Source organism: Aeromicrobium sp. A1-2, assembly GCF_003443875.1.
Lineage (GTDB): Bacteria > Actinomycetota > Actinomycetes > Propionibacteriales > Nocardioidaceae > Aeromicrobium.
Map to the genome: position 1 here is coordinate 1,937,199 of NZ_CP027482.1, position 15,084 is coordinate 1,952,282.

The following is a 15,084-nucleotide window of genomic DNA, read 5'->3' on the forward strand; positions in this document are numbered from 1 at the left end:
CCAGCGAGCCCTAGGGTGTGGGGATGACGTCGACACCGCCGGAGTCCGGACAGCCAGACGAGCCGACCCAGTCGTTCGCGAGCGAGGGCGGCGAACCCGACTACGGCCGGGTCGCCCCGCCTCCCGGTGGACAGCCGCCGCCTGGCGCCTATCCCCCGCCGCCGCCCGGCTACGGACCGCCACCCGGCGGGATGCCGCCTCCGGGTCAGGCGTACGGCGCGAACCCAGCTGCGCCGTGGGGTGTCCACCCGGTGACCGGGATCCCCTACTCCGACAAGCAGAAGCTCATCGCCGGCCTGCTGCAGATCTTGGTGCCGTTTGGCATCGGCCGGTTCTACATCGGTGACACGGGGCTCGGTATCGCACAGCTCCTGGTCACGATCTTCACCTGCGGGATCGGCGCGTTGTGGCCGTTCATCGACGGCATCGTGATGCTCGTCGGCGATCCGAACGACGCCCAGGGTCGGCCGCTGCGTCCCTGAACAGGCGTGCGGACATCCACAGCTGGGACATCCGGGGGCTGACAAAAGCCGGTGCTCTTCGGTAGTTTTTTGCCATGCGATTCGGGGGAATTGTCCTGGTGGTGCTGCTGACCCTGGCGGCGTGCTCGTCAGACCCTGCTCCCAGGGAGCCCGCCTCCGGCGCGTCATCAGCCACGCCGACCACGACGCCGCCGACCATGCCAGCGCAGGCCAAGCTGGACTCTCCCGAAGGCGCTGCGGCCTTCGTCAAGCACTACATCGATGTCTTCAACTACGCCGCCGCAACGGGTGACGTCGATGAACTGAGCCGGCTGTCCGATCCGGATTGCGAAGGCTGCCAGCGCTACATCACGCTCTACCGCGACACCTATGAAGCCGGCGGCTACTTCAAAGGTGGCGAGTGGAACCTGAGCGAGCTTCGGATGCGGTATCGACTACCCCAGACTCTCGCCACAACAACCGTGACTACCGACGAAAGCAGATATCGCGACACTGGATCGAGCGAGGAGAAAATCGATCCTCCCGACAAAGCGAAGGTCAGTTTCGGTCTCTCCCGAGACGACAACCTGTGGAGCATCTTGCAACTCGGCCTTGGAGCGGTTTCATGATTCGCAGCAACGTCGCGCTCACAGCGATGCTCATTCTGCTCGTGGCTCCAACATCGTCCGGGATCGACGTTGATCCATCAGATCACGGGCCTTCTGTTGGCCTTAAAGCCATCCGCGTCTACGGCGGAAACATGGAGATCGTTCAGCGCCCTTTGAGAGGACCCGTGATTCATCGGGATCCGGTGGACACGGTGTGCCAGGTGGATGCCGTCGAGGAGATCCAGTGCTACGCGCAGACGCCGGACTCGGAGGCGGCTGGTGATCCGGAGGGGCGTGACCTGACCGAGGGCGACATCGTCCGGGCCGTGCGGGAGATCGGGCTGCCGAGTCTCGCGGTGCGCATCCAACCAGGCGACGAGACCCTCGTGAACATTCCGACGATCTTCTACACGCTGCCTCAGGAGTTCGCTCGCAACATCAACCTGCTGGGCTTCAACATCGACCTGACCGCCGACCCCGTGAGCTATCGCTGGGTCCACGGCGACGGGACGACCTCGACGACCAGCCGCCCGGGCGCCCCATATCCCGCTCTGGACGTGACGCACCGCTACCGCGTTCCGGCCAAAGCCGTGCGCCCGCGCGTCGACGTCACCTACCGCGTGCACTACCGCGTCGACGGGGGTGGGTGGCAGACGGTCGGGCAGACCCTCGAGGCCTCGGGGCCAGCCGCCGCGCTCGACGTTGATGAGGCTGCGCCGGTCCTCACCAAGCCGTGACGCCGCCCCGCTCGAGGTAGCCAGAGGAATGCAAGAATGGGCCGTATGCCCATTGCGAATCACATTGTTGACCTGATCGGCAACACCCCGCTGGTCCGACTCAACTCGGTCACCTCCGCCGGATCGGCGACCGTGGCCGCCAAGATCGAGTACATGAACCCCGGCGGCAGCGCCAAGGACCGCATCGCGGTCAAGATGGTCGACGCCGCCGAAGCCTCCGGAGCCCTCAAGCCCGGCGGCACGATCGTCGAGCCGACCTCCGGCAACACCGGCGTCGGTCTCGCGCTGGTCGCCCAGCAGCGCGGCTACGAATGCATCTTCGTGTGCCCCGACAAGGTCAGCGAGGACAAGCGCAACACGATGCGCGCGTATGGCGCCACCGTCGTCGTGTGTCCGACCTCGGTCCCGCCCGAGCATCCCGACAGCTACTACAACGTGTCCGACCGACTGGTCCGCGAGACCGAGGGTGCGTGGAAGCCCGACCAGTACTCCAACCCCGCGGGTCCGCAGAGTCACTACGAGACGACCGCCCCCGAGATCTGGGCTGACACCGACGGCAAGGTGACGCACTTCGTGGCTGGCGTCGGCACGGGCGGCACCATCACGGGCGTCGGTCGCTATCTCAAGGAGGTGTCCGGCGGCAAGGTCAAGGTCATCGGCGCCGACCCCGAGGGATCGGTGTACTCCGGCGGCACAGGCCGCCCCTACCTGGTTGAGGGCGTCGGTGAGGACTTCTGGCCCAGCGCCTACGACCCGTCGATCCCTGACGAGATCATCGCGGTCTCGGACGCCGACTCGTTCGAGATGACTCGCAGGCTCGCCCGCGAGGAAGGACTGCTCGTTGGCGGATCCTGCGGCATGGCCACGGTGGCCGCGCTCAAGGTCGCCGAGACGGCCGGGCCCGACGCCCTGATCGTGGTGCTGCTGCCCGACGGCGGCCGCGGCTACATGTCCAAGATCTTCAACGATGACTGGATGTCGTCCTATGGCTTCCTGCGCGAGCCGCTCGACGGTCAACCAGACCAGATGACTGTCGGCGATCTGCTGCTCAGCAAGTCCGGCGGAATGCCGGCGCTGGTGCACACGCACCCCGCGGAGACGATTCGCGACGCGATCGAGATCCTGCGCGAGTACAACGTCTCGCAGATGCCCGTCGTCGGTGCCGAGCCACCCGTCGTGATCGGCGAGGTTGCCGGCAGCGTCAACGAGCGCGCGCTGATCAGCGCGGTGTTCGAGGGACGCGCACAGCTGACCGACCCGGTGTCCAAGCACATGGAGCCGGCCCTGCCGCTGCTCGGCTCGGGTGAGAGCCTCGACGCCGCCCTCAAGGCGCTCAGCGTCAGCGATGCCGTCATGGTCATCGAGGACGGCAAGCCCTTGGGCGTCCTGACCCGCCACGACCTGTTGGGAGTACACGTATGACCGAGACACCTGGTTTCGCGACCCGAGCGATCCACGCCGGATATGAGCCCAATGCCGAGAACGGCGCGGTCAACGTGCCGATCTACGCCAGCTCGACGTTCCAGCAGGACGGCGTGGGCGGCATGCGCGGCGGCTATGAGTACGCCCGCACCGGCAACCCCACCCGTACGGCCCTCGAGGCCAACCTCGCGTCGCTCGAAGGTGGAGCACACGGCCGGGCGTTCAGCTCGGGCATGGCGGCCACAGACTGCGCCCTCCGCTCGCTGCTGCGCCCCGGCGATCACCTGGTGATCCCCGACGACGCATACGGCGGCACGTTCCGGCTGATCGACAAGGTGTTCACCCAGTGGGGCATCACCTACTCCGTCGCGGCGGTCAACGACCTCGACGCAATCCGGGCCGCGGTCACACCGACCACCAAGGCCATCTGGATCGAGACGCCCACCAATCCTCTGCTGAACGTCGGAGACATCGCTGCGATCAGCCAGATCGCGGCTGATGCCGGCGCCAAGCTCGTCGTCGACAACACCTTCGCCTCGCCCTACCTCCAGCAGCCGCTGGCGCTCGGCGCGGATGTCGTGCTGCACTCGACCACGAAGTACATCGGCGGACACTCCGACGTCGTCGGCGGCGTCCTGGTCACCAACGATCCTGAGCTCGATGCCGCCTTCGCCTTCCTGCAGAACGGTGCCGGCGGCGTTCCCAGCCCGTTCGACGCCTTCCTCACCATGCGGGGAGCCAAGACACTCGCGGTCCGCATGGACAAGCACTGCGACAACGCCGAGGCCGTGGTCGAACTGCTGCTGGGCCACCCTGCGATCACGTCCGTGCTGTATCCGGGTCTGCCGGGTCATCCCGGCCATGAGGTTGCCGCCAAGCAGATGAGCCGCTTCGGCGGCATGATCTCCGTGCGCGTCGCGGGCGGCAGCAAGGCAGCGCAGGACTTCTGCTCGCGGACCAAGGTGTTCACCCTCGCGGAAAGCCTCGGTGGCATCGAGTCGCTGATCGAGCACCCCGCCGCGATGACGCACGCCTCCACGGCCGGCTCTCAGCTCGAGGTGCCCGACGACCTCGTACGGCTGTCGGTCGGCATCGAGGACATTGCGGACCTGCTGGCCGACCTCGAGCAGGCACTGCGCTGAGACTGGGCCGCGGCGCACTGCTCGGCGCGACCGCGTGGACGCTGCAGCCGCTCTACATCCTCCTGGAGATCGTCGTCGGCCTGCAGGCGTCCGCGGACTACCGGTTTGCGAGCAGCACGATCAGCGATCTGGGCAACACGTCGTGCCGCGCGGTCCGGGGTGACGTGTTGTGCTCTCCGTGGCATGGGCTCATGAACGTCGGGTTCGCCTACTTCGGCTGCACCTTGGCAATCGGCGCGCTGCTGCTGGGCCGCCGCGTGCTGCCCGGACGGGCCGGCATGGCTGCCGTGGCCCTGTGGTGTGTCTCCGGGCTGGGGTCGATCGGAGTCGGCCTGGTGCCGGTCAACGAGGACGGCGGCCTGCACGGCATGGTCGCGCTGCCGGTCTTCCTGGCCCAGCCGACGGCCCTGTTGTTGACCGGCGTGAGCCTGTGGGCGACCCGTCGAAGCCTCGCCCGGGCGACCCTCGCCGTCGCGAGCCTGTCCGCGATCGGTGTGCTGGGCTTCGCCGCACTACTGTCGGTCGGAGGGGACGCCGGAGTGGGTGGATTCGAACGGCTCGCGCTGTGGCCGGGCTACGCCTGGGTGTCCGCCGTGGCGCTGACCAGCATGGCCTCGCGCACGAGGTCAACCAGCACCTAGCCGAGCCGCACCGTGCGGGCCGAGCCGATGTCGGCAAACCGCTCGGGCTCACAGGTCAAGATGATGATCTGTGAGGTCGCGCCGACCCGGTTGAGCACGGCGGCGAGCCTGCGTCGCCGGTCAGCGTCGGTGAATCCGAGTGAGTCGTCGAGGATCACGGGTGCGCCGTCGTCGGCACTCACCAGCTGCGCCGTCGCCAGTCGTCCGATCAGGGCGAGCTGTTCTTTGGCTCCACCAGAGAGCGAGTCGAATGGCACCGTGACGCCGTCGACCGTGCGGCTGACGATCGACAGGTCATCACCGATGTCGACCGCGAACCCCGACCCGAAGACGATCGACCCCAACGACTCGACGGCGTGGCGAAATGGTGCGACGTAGCGCTGCTGCGCGGAGTCACGGTGCGTGCGCATCGTGTCGCGCAGCAGCCGGGCCGCACCTGCACGCGACTCGAGCGAGTCATGCACCCGGCGGGTGTCGGCCAATCGGGCCCGAGCGATGTCGAGTCGGTCGCGCAACCCGTCGCGCCCGCGCACCTCGAGCTCGGTGGACGACGCTGCGAGGTCAGCATCCTGCTGGGCCAGATCGTCAACGAGCCGCTTGGCCAGCTCGTGCGCATTGGAGGCGAGAATCTCGAGCCCGTCGGCGTCTTGGTCGAGCAGTGCCGTCCGGGTCGCCTCGAGCGCAGCCGCGTGCAGCCCGTGCTGGGCCCGGCCGTCGGTCAGCGCCTCGGCAAGCGCGACGTCGGTGTGGACGTCACGATCGGACGCCAGCCTGACCACCGCTCGATGGGCCTCGTCGGCCGCACTGCCGGAGACAGTCTCGGCCTTGAGTCGGCGTTCGTTGGCGGAGTTGAGCGACAGCAGGATGCGTTCGCGCTCCTGCAGCGAGTCTGTGACGGCTGCCTCGCTCTCGGCCAGCTGGTCGGTCAGCTCGTCCAGTGTCGAGCGGGCATCCGCGAGCTCGGTCGGTCCCGGCGCAGGCCCCGTCGTGGTCGCTGCAGCCGCCAGTCTTGCGCGTACGGCCTCGACCGTCTCTCCCGCGAGCAACGTCTCCCGCTCGACCCTGGCGGCGTCGGCGCGCCGCTCGGAGTCCTCGCGCTCGCCGCTGCGTCGACGAGCCTCGGCCAGGTCGGCGACCTCCAGCTCTGCCAGCAGCGCCTTGACCTGGTGCTCCCGCTCCTCGATCTCTCGGCTGCGGCGAACCGCGTTGTCGTCCGGCGTGATGCGGACACGCACGACACCAACCACCTCGACCGTCGCGGCGGCGGTCAGGTCTCGGGTGACGCTGCCGTCGACCTCGGCGTCGTCGACCGTCACAGCACCCGGGCCGAGCCGCTCCACGGTGAATCGGGCCGCGCCTGCCGCGGCGGCATCACGATCGGCGTGCGTGCGGGCCAGCAGGTCGGCCAGCCGCTGGACGGTCTCGGCGTCGACCAGATTGTCAGCGATCTCGGTCTCGGCCGTTTCCAACCGGGCGGTGGCTGCATCGATGCCGGCCAGCCGCTCACAGATGACCTGGGCGTCGATCCTGGCCTGCACCGAGCGCACGGCGCGGTCTGCCTCGACGACCCGGGCACGGAGATCACGGACGTCAGCTGTGACATCCTCACGGGCCGCATCGAACTCGGTCAGGCACGCGACCGCTGCCTTGTGCTCGACCGCTGCCGCCTCCCACGCCTCGGTGGCCATGACCGACTGCGCAGTGCGCTGCTCGGCCTCGGTGACGCGTTCGGCCCGAGCGGTGACGGCAGCCTCTGCGGCCGCGAGCGCGATCTCGGACTGGTTGAGGCGCACGGTCGCCTCGTCCTGCCGGCGACGCAGGTCGGTCAGCTCACCCTCGCGCTCAGCGAGCTCATCGGCATCGGCTCGGGCGGCACCAACCCGTTCGGCCAGTCTGCCCCGTTCGGCGGTCAGGCGTTCATGCCGATCGACGACGTCGTCGACAGCCCGGACGGCCTGCTCGGCCACTCCGACGGCGTCGGTGCGCTCAGTGAGCTCACGGATCGTCGCGGCGTAGATATCGGTCGGCCTGCCGGTCGCGGTGAAGTAGCGACGGAACTCCCGCTCGATGCGATCGATCAGGTCCTCGTGCGAGGTGCTGCTTGCATCGTCGTCGGCCAATGTCGACAGCGCCGACTGCAAGGGCACGACCCGCGCCAGCCGCGCCTGCTGAAGTGACTCGCCCTGCACCTGCTGGAGCGCCATCCACAGGTCGTCGTCCATCGTGGAGTCGAAGATCTGCTCGACCTTGTCGTGTGCCGCATCGCCAGTGAGCTGCTCGGCCGTCGGGGCGGAGAGAGTCAGCTCGGTCATCGGCTTGCGGAGCCATCGCTTGGTGTAGACGAACCGGTAGGGACCACTGGAGGCCTCGATCGTCACCTCGGGGCCGACATCCCGGTTGGTCGGCTGGATCGCACGGATCGACGAGTGCTGCGAGGAGGACTTGAACTCACGGATCAGCCGGAGCGCCTCGGCCAGTGAGGACTTGCCGACCTCGTTCGGGCCGACCACCACTGTGACCCCGGGCGCCTCGAAGTCGACGTCGCTGCTGGTGACACCCCGAAAGTCGGTCAGCGCGATCCGGTGCAGCTTCACGCCGCTCCCCCACTGCTGAAGCGAAAGAGCAGACCCAGGGCGTCACGAGCAGCCCGCGCCTCGTCGCCCTCCAGGCGCCGGGTGAGGTCATCAACGGCATCGCGGGCAAACCCGGTCAGCCCCAGGTCGCCGAACTCGCCGTCGGCAGGAGTCACCACGAGATCGCTGTGGCGCTCCCACAGGTCGACCAGGGCGAACAGGTCGCGCGCCGCATCGAGGATCGTGTCGAGTCGCGCCTTTTCGCCGATGCTGAGCGCGCCGGTCAGCGACAACCACACCGCCGTGCGGTGCTTGGCCGGCAGCTCGGCCAGCTGTCGCTCGAGTGCGTCGACATCGGCCGTACTCGTGAGCTCCGCGCGGTGGTGGACATAGGCCCAGGTGCCGACCGCGACGGACTCAACGGTGACCGAGGGTCCGTCGATGTCCACTACCAGCACGTTGCCGGGATCGTCCTCGCGGCGGCTGGTCACCTCGGGCGCACCGGGATACCAGATGCGATCGGTGACGCGGGTCGTCGAGTGCCTGTCGCCGAGCACCGCGAAGTCGGCCCGACCGGCCTCGATCGCGCGGGTCAGGTCGTCCTCGCTGATCCCAGCAGGGTTGTCGCGGTCGATGCCCAGCACGGTGCCGTGGCCGGCGACGATGCGCACGATGCCGTCGGTGGGCTCGACGTCGGCCAGCGCCGCTGCCACCAGATCGGTCAGCGGCGCCTTGCTGAACCACGGAGCGGCGACGATCTCGACGCCGTCGGCCACCCGGTGGATGCCAGGGGTGTCCAGGACGTGCACGTGCTCCGGGCAGCCCTCCACGAACTCACGGGACCGGTAGATCGAAGCCGCGTCGAGCGGATCGTGGTTGCCCGGGAGCAGCCAGACCGGCACCGTCACGTCAACCAGCGCGTCGAAGGTCCGTGCGACGACGGCCCGGTCGAGCTGATTGGACTCGAACACGTCACCACACACCAGGACGAATGCCGCATCGTGCTCGGCGGCGACCCGCCCGATGCTGCGAATCGCGTCGATGCGCGCCTGAGCGAACCGGGGGCGCGCCTCATCACCGAGGTAGTGCGCGGTCATCCCCAGCTGCCAGTCAGCCGTCGCCACGAATCGCATGTCCTGACGGTATCCGTCGCCACCGTCAGTCCTTCGGATCACACGCCATCCACCCCTGGATGCTGCCAGAATCACTCCATGTCCACCGTCATGCTGCTGCTGGCCCATCCCCGGCCGACCAGCTTCTGCCACGGCATCGCCGAGCGGATCGGCGAGCGACTGCTGGCGTTGGGCCATGAGGTCCGCTCCCACGACCTGTATGCCGAACGGTTCGACCCGCTGCTGAGTGCCGCCGAGTCGCACACCAGCGGCGCGACGGTCGAGTCGATCCTCGCGCGGGAGCCCGATCCCGTCGTGGCACTGCACCGTGAAGAGCTCCGCCGAACGGAGGCCCTGGTCGTGGTCCACCCCAACTGGTGGGGAATGCCCCCGGCGATCCTGAGCGGCTGGATCGACCGGGTCATCGTGCCGGGCGTCGCGTACCGGCTGGCCGAGGCCACCGGTCACCCCGAACCGCTCGCGCCGATCTCCGAGCTGTTCGTCGTCAACACCTCGGACACGACCGACGAGCGTGAGCGCGACCTCTACGGCGATCCGCTAGCGTCGATCTGGGGCCGGTGCGTGGCGCCCTACCTCGGGGGACCGCGGGTCACCCGACGCGTTCTACGGCCGGTGGCCGACTCGACGGATGCGCAGCGGGCATCCTGGCTCGACGAGATCGACGCCTTGGTCGACCGGACCTTCGACACCGCCCTCTAGGCTGGTTCGCATGTCACGACGTCACGGAATCCTGGGCGAGGTGTCGTGGTTCCAGGTGATCGCCAGCGTGATGGCCGCTGTCACCGCCGCCTTCATCGCCTCGAGGCTCGGTGTCGCGGGGACCCTGGTCGGCACAGCCGTCGGCAGCGCCGTCCTCACGATCAGTTCAGCCCTGTACGGGCGGACGCTCGACAAGGGGCGCACGCTGTTGGTCACCACGGCCAGCGGCACCGTGATCCAGCGCCGGGTCGAGGACGACGACGACATCGCCGAGACGATCGAGCAGGCCGCCGAGGTCGACTCCCCCGTCCGTCGGGGCGCGATTGTCACGGACACGCCCAGCCTGCACTGGAAGACCATCATCGCGACGACCGTCGTCGTCATGGCCCTCGCGCTCGCGGCCATCACGACGTACGAGCTGGCGACCGGGAGCTCCCTGGACGGGTCCGGCGGCACGACGCTGGGCGACACGTTCGGTGGGGAGCGAGGCCCTGCGCAGCCCAACGACCCTGCGACGACGCCCACCCCCACCGCGACCGCGTCGACACCCGTCACGACGCCGACGCCCACACCGACAGCCACGACCCCGACACCCACCACACCGACGGACACGCCTACCCCGACTCCGACTGCGACGACACCCCCAGCGGAATGACCGGACCGCGCGCAGTGTTGAAGCGTCCGAGCTCTCGGAAAGGAGCGCATCATGACGATCCACCTGACCCCCAACATCACTGACCAGACCATCGCCGAGATGGAGGTCTTCGACGCCTTCCGGACCGGCGAGGAGCTACTCGAATCGCGCTTCCCCCGGGATGCCGTGCGGGTGCTGCGCAAGGTCGTTGACGAGGAGCCGAAGCACAGCGCGAGCTGGGAGCTGCTGGGGCGGGCGCACTTCGCCGCCGCGCAGCTCAAGCCCGCCGAGGAGGCGTTCCGGCGTCTCGTCGAGCTCGAGCCGACCAGCGCCTGGGCACAGACTGCGCTCGGGCTGAGCCTCGACCGTCAGAGCCGGCACCGCGAGGGCGCCGTGCACCACCGGATCGCTGCTGCGATGGGCGCGTCCGACCGCGACGCCACCCGCGTCAAGCTCATCGACCAGCAGACCGGCTGACGGCCCTGGACACCTCCTGGCTGGACACCTCCTGGGCGGCCACGGCGACGGCCGTCGTGCTGGTCGTCGTGCCGCCCATCTGGTCCCTCACCCGGCATCTTGTGACGCTGGTGCACGAAGCCGGTCACGCCTTGGTCGCCGTCCTGACCGGCCGTCGGCTCAACGGGATCCGGCTGCACACCGACACCTCAGGGCTGACCGTCTCGAGCGGCAAGCCGCGGGGGCCGGGCATGATCGCGACCGCTGCTGCCGGCTATCTCGCCCCCGCCGGACTCGGGCTGGGCTCGGTGCTGCTGGTCGAGCACGACCACACGCCTTGGGCGCTGTATGCGGGCCTCGCAACCCTGGCGGTGATGCTGGCGTTCATCCGCAACTGGTTCGGGCTGGTCGTCGTGGCACTGACGGGTGCCGGGGTCGGTGTCCTGATCTGGCGGGCGCCCGAACGGGTCCAGGACTTCGCCGCCCTGACGTTCGCGTGGTTCATGCTGGTCGCCGCACCGCGCACGGTCGTCGACCTGTGGCGGCACCGTCGACAGGCACGAACCAGGACTAGCGACGCCGACGTGCTGGCCCGACTGACCTTCCTGCCCGCCACGGTGTGGAACATCGTGTTCCTCCTGCTGACCCTCGCTGCCCTCGCCGGCGCCGTCCGGCTGACCGGTCTGGTCAGCTGACCCACTCACCGCCTGATTAGATGGCGGGCGTGTTCACCGCCGAGCAGGACCTCCCGCACGCCCTTGGACGTACCGGCACGATCACGACACCGCACGGGGACATCCGGACACCGGCATTCATCCCCGTCGGTACCCGCGCCACGGTCAAGGCCGTGCTGCCGGAGTCGATGGCCGACCTCGGCGCCCAGGCGCTGCTGGCCAACGCGTACCACCTGTACCTGCAGCCCGGCGCCGACATCATCGACGAGGCCGGCGGGCTCGGCCGGTTCATGAACTGGCCCGGCCCGACGTTCACCGACTCCGGCGGCTTCCAGGTGCTGTCGCTCGGAGCCGGGTTCAAGAAGACCCTGTCGATGGACTCGCACACCCTCCTGCCCGACGACGTCATCGCGGAGGGCAAGGAGCGACTGGCCCTGGTCGACGACGACGGCGTGACGTTCAAGTCCCACCTCGACGGCACGAAGCACCGGTTCACCCCCGAGGTGTCGATGCAGATCCAGCACCAGCTCGGCGCCGACATCATGTTCGCGTTCGACGAGCTGACGACGCTGATGAACTCGCGCGGCTATCAGGAGGAGTCCCTTGCCCGTACGCAGGCGTGGGCCGAACGTTGCGTCGCCGAGCACCAGCGGCTGTCGGCCGAACGCTCCGACAAGCCGGTCCAGGCCTTGTTCGGCGTCGTGCAGGGCGCGCAGCACGAAGACCTCCGGCGACGCGCGGCCCGAGGTCTGGTGGCACTGGACTTCGACGGCTACGGCGTCGGCGGTGCGATCGAGAAGGAGAACCTCGGCTCGATCGTCCGCTGGGTCAACGAGGAGCTGCCCGACGACAAGCCGCGGCACCTGCTCGGGATCAGCGAGCCCGACGACCTGTTCACGGCGGTCGAGAACGGCTGCGACACGTTCGACTGCGTGTCGCCGTCCCGGGTGGCCCGCTCGTCGCGGGTCTACGCCATGACAGGTCGCTACAACCTCAACGTCGCGGCGTCACGGCGCGACTTCGGTCCGATCGACTCGGAGTGCGACTGCTACACCTGCACGCACTACTCCAAGGCGTACCTGCACCACATGTTCAAGACCAAGGAGTACGTCGCTGCGACGCTCGCGACGATCCACAACGAACGATTCACGGTGCGGCTCGTCGACGAAATGCGGAGGCACATCGAGTCCGGCACGTTCGCGGACTTCAAGACAGACTTCCTGGCCCGTTTCTACGCCCAGTAGGACGGCTCACGCGATTTGAGCTGACGGATGACCAGCATCGTGACCGGGCTGACGAGGATCTCGACGGTGACCTTGAAGACGAAGCCGACGACGAAGTAGTTGACGAACTGTCCACCGGTCGTGATGCCGATCGCCCCTGCCGCGATCGCACAGAAGATGAACGTGTCGGCGGCCTCGCCGACGCCGGTCGAGCCGATCAGGCGACGCCACAGCCCCGGCTCCGAGGACCGCGCCTTCATCCGCACCAGGACGTACGAGTTGAGGAACTGACCCGTGAGGTAGGCCACCATCGATGCACCCACGATGCGGACGCCGGACCAGACGACGCTCTCGAACGCGTCCTGGTTCTCGTAGAAGCTCGCCGAAGGAAGCTTCATCGCGATCAGGAACGTCGCGAACGCGATCAGGGCCGTGCCGAAGCCGACGAGGATCGCGCGGCGCGCGGCGCGGAAGCCGTAGACCTCCGAGATCACGTCGCCGAGGATGTACGCCAGCGGGAACAGGATCGCGCCGCCGTCGGAGTAGATCGGCAGGATCGTGACGGGACCGATCGTCAGGTCTCCGGAGAAGAACTGGGTGCCCTTGGTCGCCGCAATGTTGGACACGACGAGCACGACACAGAACAGCGCCAGGATGACGTCAAAGTACGACGAACCCCTCGACGCGTAGTGGATCTCGCGGTCCGGCTGGGCCGCTGCGGTCGACGAACTCATGGCCGCATTCTGCCAGTCGCCCACCCCTCTGGGAGAATCGACGCATGACCGCAGAGCTGCCGACCCGTACCGACGTGCTCGTGGTCGGCGCAGGCCCCGCCGGAGCCGCAGCCGCAGCCTGGACGGCGCGATTCGGGATGGACACCATCCTCGCCGATGCGGCGACCTTCCCCCGCGACAAGACCTGCGGTGACGGGCTCACACCGCGCGCCATCGCCGAGCTGTCCCACCTGGGTCTGGAGGACTGGGTCCGCAGCCACGGCACCAACCGTGGCCTGCGGGCGGCGGGATTCGGCCAGGAGCTGTTGCTCCCGTGGCCCGGCGGATCGCTGCCCGACTGGGGCTCGGCGGTCCCGCGCACCGAGCTGGACGACAAGATCTTCCGGGTCGCGATCGAGTCCGGCGCGACGCCACTCGAGGGTGCCCGCGCGGTCGACGCTCTCCGCGACGCCAGCGGGCGGGTCACCGCTGTGACATTCCTGCTCGGCAAGGAGCGCACGCCCCACACGATCCACTGCGACCGGTTGATCGTCGCCGACGGCGTACGGTCGTCGCTCGGACGGGTCCTGGGCCGCGAGTGGCACCGCGACACGGCCTACGGCGTGGCCGGCCGTTCGTACGTCAAGTCCGGTCGCAGCGACGACCCGTGGATCTCCTCGCACCTGGAGCTGCGCGGCGAGGACGACGAGCTGCTGCCCGGCTACGGCTGGATCTTCCCGCTCAGCGACGGCGAGGTCAATCTGGGTGTCGGCGCCCTGGCCACCGCGAAGCGTCCTGCCGAGCTGCAGATTCGTCCACTGATGGAGTACTACGCGACCCTGCGCCGCGAGGAGTGGGACCTCAGTGGTGAGCTGCGGCTGCCCACCAGCGCCCTGCTCCCGATGGGTGGCGCGGTCTCCGGTGTCGCCGGCCCCAACTGGATCCTCGTCGGCGACGCCGCCGGCTGTGTCAACCCGCTCAACGGCGAGGGCATCGACTACGGCCTTGAGACCGGGCGGGTCGGTGCCGAGCTGATGCGCGCACAGACTGACCTGCAGGACGCGTGGCCGGCGCTGCTCACGACCCACTACGGCGAGGCTTTCTCGATCGCCCGCCGCCTCGCCGGCCTCATCACGGTCCCCCGGCTGCTGCCCACCGCCGGACCGATCGGCATGCGGTCGCACCGACTCATGACGTTCGCACTGCGGGTCATGGGCAACTTCGTCACCGACGAGGACCGCGACATGACCGCTCGGCTGTGGCGCTGGGCCGGTCGCCAGTCCGTGCGCCTGGACGATCGCCCGCCGTTCACGTCCTGACCCCGGACGCACGAAGAGCCCGGCCGAAGCCGGGCCCCGCGTGTCGTCGACGGATCAAGCGGCCGGCGGAGTGTCCTTCTTGTTGATCTCCGGCATCTTCTCGCCCGACTCCCGGAAGGAGAGGACCGTGAAGGCCGTGAGGGCGATGCAAGCGATCCACAGCAGGTAGCCCGACCAGCCCGGACCGACCGAGAGACCCGAGAAGCTTCCCCCACCCGGGAACAGCGCGCGGAGGATCAGCAGCAGGGTGCCGAGTGCGGCGGTGCCGGCGGCGGCCAGACTCCACGGCACACCATCGGGCAGGTTGTCCTTGGCGAACGCCTTGACCGCCACGATCGCGGTCGACGCAATGATCAGCAGAACACCCAGGGTCGCGTAGCTCGTCCACGCGTTGGTGCCGGAGGAGGCGCTGATCGCGCCGGCTCCCGGCCCGTCGTAGGACGCCGTGACGTAGCTGCCGAAGAACGACAGGATGATGGCAAGACCGCCTGCGATGAGTGCGCCTTGTTCGTACTTGCCCAGTGACTTGAAGTCAACGGCCATGGTGATTTCTCCCAACGATGAAGGTGTACCCATCGAACCTAGTGCCAGAGACGCCTCGCGAGCAGCCATTTGCGGCCCCAATCGCATGACAATCTCGATTGGTCCC

General features: G+C 68.5%; 16 protein-coding genes. 12 read left to right on the plus strand and 4 right to left on the minus strand.

Features of this window, described 5'->3' with window-relative positions:
* Positions 1 to 23 precede the first annotated feature (23 nt).
* From C6I20_RS09470 to C6I20_RS09495, 6 genes are all read left to right on the plus strand, one after another.
* Positions 24 to 482, plus strand: a complete 459-nt coding sequence (locus tag C6I20_RS09470) for a TM2 domain-containing protein (RefSeq protein WP_118395734.1) — start codon at positions 24 to 26, stop codon at positions 480 to 482.
* A 74-nt stretch (positions 483 to 556) separates the two neighbouring features.
* The gene (locus tag C6I20_RS09475) at positions 557 to 1,090 is read left to right on the plus strand and encodes a DUF6318 family protein (RefSeq protein ID WP_118395735.1); all 534 of its coding nucleotides are present in this window, start codon (positions 557 to 559) and stop codon (positions 1,088 to 1,090) included.
* Positions 1,087 to 1,806: a hypothetical protein gene (locus C6I20_RS09480; protein ID WP_162891243.1), complete on the plus strand. Its 720-nt coding sequence runs from the start codon at positions 1,087 to 1,089 to the stop codon at positions 1,804 to 1,806. The genes C6I20_RS09475 and C6I20_RS09480 overlap by 4 nt, the downstream gene beginning before the upstream one ends.
* Before the next feature lie 45 nt (positions 1,807 to 1,851).
* A complete protein-coding gene (locus C6I20_RS09485; protein ID WP_118395737.1) occupies positions 1,852 to 3,228 on the plus strand; it encodes a cystathionine beta-synthase in 1,377 nt (458 codons plus the stop codon).
* Positions 3,225 to 4,370, plus strand: coding sequence for a cystathionine gamma-synthase (locus C6I20_RS09490; protein WP_118395738.1), 1,146 nt, complete (start codon positions 3,225 to 3,227; stop codon positions 4,368 to 4,370). Before C6I20_RS09485 ends, C6I20_RS09490 begins: the two co-directional genes overlap by 4 nt.
* A 68-nt stretch (positions 4,371 to 4,438) precedes the next feature.
* The gene (locus C6I20_RS09495; RefSeq protein ID WP_371682681.1) at positions 4,439 to 5,011 is read left to right on the plus strand and encodes a DUF998 domain-containing protein; all 573 of its coding nucleotides are present in this window, start codon (positions 4,439 to 4,441) and stop codon (positions 5,009 to 5,011) included.
* On the opposite strand, the gene C6I20_RS09500 is transcribed toward C6I20_RS09495, so the two are convergent.
* On the minus strand, positions 5,008 to 7,605 hold the full coding sequence (locus C6I20_RS09500) for an AAA family ATPase (protein ID WP_118395740.1): 2,598 nt from the start codon (positions 7,603 to 7,605) through the stop codon (positions 5,008 to 5,010). The two genes, C6I20_RS09495 and C6I20_RS09500, sit on opposite strands and share 4 nt — an antisense overlap.
* Entirely contained in the window at positions 7,602 to 8,717 is a 1,116-nt protein-coding gene (locus C6I20_RS09505) for an exonuclease SbcCD subunit D (protein WP_118395741.1), read from the minus strand. Before C6I20_RS09505 ends, C6I20_RS09500 begins: the two co-directional genes overlap by 4 nt.
* A 78-nt stretch (positions 8,718 to 8,795) precedes the next feature.
* On the opposite strand from C6I20_RS09505, the gene C6I20_RS09510 reads away from it, so the two are divergent.
* From C6I20_RS09510 to tgt, 5 genes are read left to right on the plus strand one after another with little or no spacing between them, the layout of a single operon-like run.
* Positions 8,796 to 9,416 (plus strand): NAD(P)H-dependent oxidoreductase, encoded by a 621-nt coding sequence (locus C6I20_RS09510; RefSeq protein ID WP_118395742.1) that lies wholly within the window; start codon positions 8,796 to 8,798, stop codon positions 9,414 to 9,416.
* Between the two features lie 10 nt (positions 9,417 to 9,426).
* Complete coding sequence (locus tag C6I20_RS17100; protein WP_162891244.1) at positions 9,427 to 10,071, plus strand: hypothetical protein; 645 nt, start codon at positions 9,427 to 9,429, stop codon at positions 10,069 to 10,071.
* Between the two features lie 51 nt (positions 10,072 to 10,122).
* The gene (locus tag C6I20_RS09520; RefSeq protein WP_118395744.1) at positions 10,123 to 10,527 is read left to right on the plus strand and encodes a tetratricopeptide repeat protein; all 405 of its coding nucleotides are present in this window, start codon (positions 10,123 to 10,125) and stop codon (positions 10,525 to 10,527) included.
* A 20-nt stretch (positions 10,528 to 10,547) separates the two neighbouring features.
* On the plus strand, positions 10,548 to 11,201 hold the full coding sequence (locus tag C6I20_RS09525) for a M50 family metallopeptidase (RefSeq protein ID WP_256372174.1): 654 nt from the start codon (positions 10,548 to 10,550) through the stop codon (positions 11,199 to 11,201).
* A gap of 20 nt (positions 11,202 to 11,221) precedes the next feature.
* A complete protein-coding gene (gene tgt, locus C6I20_RS09530; RefSeq protein WP_118395746.1) occupies positions 11,222 to 12,424 on the plus strand; it encodes a tRNA guanosine(34) transglycosylase Tgt in 1,203 nt (400 codons plus the stop codon).
* Here tgt and C6I20_RS09535 read toward each other — a convergent pair.
* A complete protein-coding gene (locus C6I20_RS09535) occupies positions 12,412 to 13,137 on the minus strand; it encodes a queuosine precursor transporter (protein WP_118398785.1) in 726 nt (241 codons plus the stop codon). The two genes, tgt and C6I20_RS09535, sit on opposite strands and share 13 nt — an antisense overlap.
* Positions 13,138 to 13,181: 44 nt before the next feature.
* Here C6I20_RS09535 and C6I20_RS09540 point away from each other — a divergent pair, with 44 nt between their 5' ends.
* Positions 13,182 to 14,435 (plus strand): geranylgeranyl reductase family protein, encoded by a 1,254-nt coding sequence (locus C6I20_RS09540; RefSeq protein WP_118395747.1) that lies wholly within the window; start codon positions 13,182 to 13,184, stop codon positions 14,433 to 14,435.
* Between the two features lie 54 nt (positions 14,436 to 14,489).
* Here C6I20_RS09540 and C6I20_RS09545 read toward each other — a convergent pair whose 3' ends face one another.
* Positions 14,490 to 14,978 (minus strand): hypothetical protein, encoded by a 489-nt coding sequence (locus C6I20_RS09545; RefSeq protein WP_118395748.1) that lies wholly within the window; start codon positions 14,976 to 14,978, stop codon positions 14,490 to 14,492.
* Between the last annotated feature and the right edge of the window lie 106 nt (positions 14,979 to 15,084).